The organism is [Phormidium] sp. LEGE 05292 (genome assembly GCF_015207735.1).
Taxonomy (GTDB): Bacteria; Cyanobacteriota; Cyanobacteriia; order Cyanobacteriales; family Aerosakkonemataceae; genus Floridanema.
This window is the reverse complement of record NZ_JADEWG010000317.1, coordinates 1-1,969: the sequence shown is the minus strand read 5'-3', so window position 1 is coordinate 1,969 and position 1,969 is coordinate 1. Positions and strand designations below refer to the sequence as shown.

General features: G+C 42.7%; 1 tRNA gene and 1 CRISPR repeat array. The gene reads right to left on the bottom strand.

Annotation, left to right across the window (positions count from 1 at the left end):
* Window positions 1–554: 554 nt before the first annotated feature.
* Window positions 555–1,405: direct repeats of the CRISPR family, unit length 37 nt; unit sequence GTTTCAACGACCATCCTGACAAGGGGTGGATTGAAAG.
* Between the two features lie 379 nt (window positions 1,406–1,784).
* Window positions 1,785–1,858: transfer RNA gene (locus tag IQ264_RS32295), tRNA-Pro, on the bottom strand.
* Between the last annotated feature and the right edge of the window lie 111 nt (window positions 1,859–1,969).

Sequence of the window (1,969 nt, the reverse complement as noted above, 5' to 3'; positions counted from 1 at the left end):
AAGAGACAGCCCCCCATCTCCCCATCAGCCTAAATATTCAATTTAAATGCGTAGCAGTTTACCCAAGTGGTGTCTGACTGGATAGATATCCTGACCGTCGATAAAAACTTCTCTATGATAGATAAGTTTGATGAGGAATGAGTAGGAATTTGGCTATTTAATCAAGCTCTGAACTGTGAAAAGTGCGGGTTAGTTTGACTGTCTGCCGATAGTCTTGCTTTCTGACCCTGGTAGCTGCCCACCCCGATGCTGCTATCTCTTGCAGATAGGAATTAGGTGCGCCCCCAGTAATAAGGGTGTGGGTTTACCACAGTGGTGGCTACTGAATCACCTCCGAGCAAGGAGGAATCCACCTTAACTATTTTTTTCGTGAATCCAAGCGGGAGCAAAATTCCCAAGGGATAGACGAATTTGGTGAAATAAATAGCCAGACTAAGTTTGAGCTTTTTCTGGGATGGTCAACCCTCCAGTTGCGACAGTTTTTTCAGCAAAATTTCTGAGGTTCACGAAATTGTTTCTGGAAGCTAGTACACAAAAGGGTTGAAGCGTTAAGAGTTTCAACGACCATCCTGACAAGGGGTGGATTGAAAGATCCTACAAAAGATTTCTGTGATTGAAATTTAAAGTTTCAACGACCATCCTGACAAGGGGTGGATTGAAAGGAATCTATTTACTCAGTCAAGGCGGATTCTTGGCTGGTTTCAACGACCATCCTGACAAGGGGTGGATTGAAAGAAGTATTTTGGATTAGTCATAATTATTCTCTAAATAAGGTTTCAACGACCATCCTGACAAGGGGTGGATTGAAAGGTGCAATTTTGGCGACCATAGCTTTAGCTAAAATTCAAGTTTCAACGACCATCCTGACAAGGGGTGGATTGAAAGTTAATTAACGCACTTAGAACGCAAGTTAAGATATCAATGTTTCAACGACCATCCTGACAAGGGGTGGATTGAAAGTCTAATTTTCCTTTTGCTAAATATTTCCATTGATGTTTCAACGACCATCCTGACAAGGGGTGGATTGAAAGAGAAAATAGTCAGGTTGGATGCGGATCTACTTTTAAGTTGTTTCAACGACCATCCTGACAAGGGGTGGATTGAAAGCTTTTTCCAAGCAAGCTAAGACGGTACTAGCAGCTTGCGAGTTTCAACGACCATCCTGACAAGGGGTGGATTGAAAGTTGTACAAGCAATCTAGGTGGAAATTATAATCCCGAAGTTTCAACGACCATCCTGACAAGGGGTGGATTGAAAGGTGGTAATTGGGGCGCGGGATAAACCTCTACTTTAGGTTTCAACGACCATCCTGACAAGGGGTGGATTGAAAGACTGTAAATTGCCAATTTCAATTGTTGAATTTGTCGAGTTTCAACGACCATCCTGACAAGGGGTGGATTGAAAGATCGCCCCTCTCGCAAAGTAGGGGCAACCACAAAGTTTCAACAACCATCTTAACTAGAGGTAGGTTGAGATCTGCTTTCATCGGTCGTTAGGTCTTACAATCATGACTCCTCTCTCTTTAATACAAGGTGGATTGAAAGGCGCACCTCGTTCGGGATTTTCTCGATTTGTCGTTTTAGCGCTTGTTAGCGATAGAGATACAATTAAAGTAACCTCTTAGCCTTCTGTTTGAAGTTTGGAAAAGTATTCAACACCTTTGTTAAATATTGTTAGCACACTTTTTTAAGGACTTTAATGTGGCAAAGCGGTCATTAATTTGTCAATACGGACACGAATTTGTCAACGCGGACAAATAAAGTGGCAATCGATATTTAACTGGATCGGGATGACAGGATTTGAACCTGCGGCCCCCTCGTCCCGAACGAGGTGCGCTACCAAGCTGCGCTACATCCCGGATTTAACAAATCAGCTTTTCAATTATATCATAAATTAGGGGATTGGGGATAGGGGGAAAAGGGAAAATTTATTCGCTCAAAACTCAAAACTCAAAACTTCCCCCCCTGCC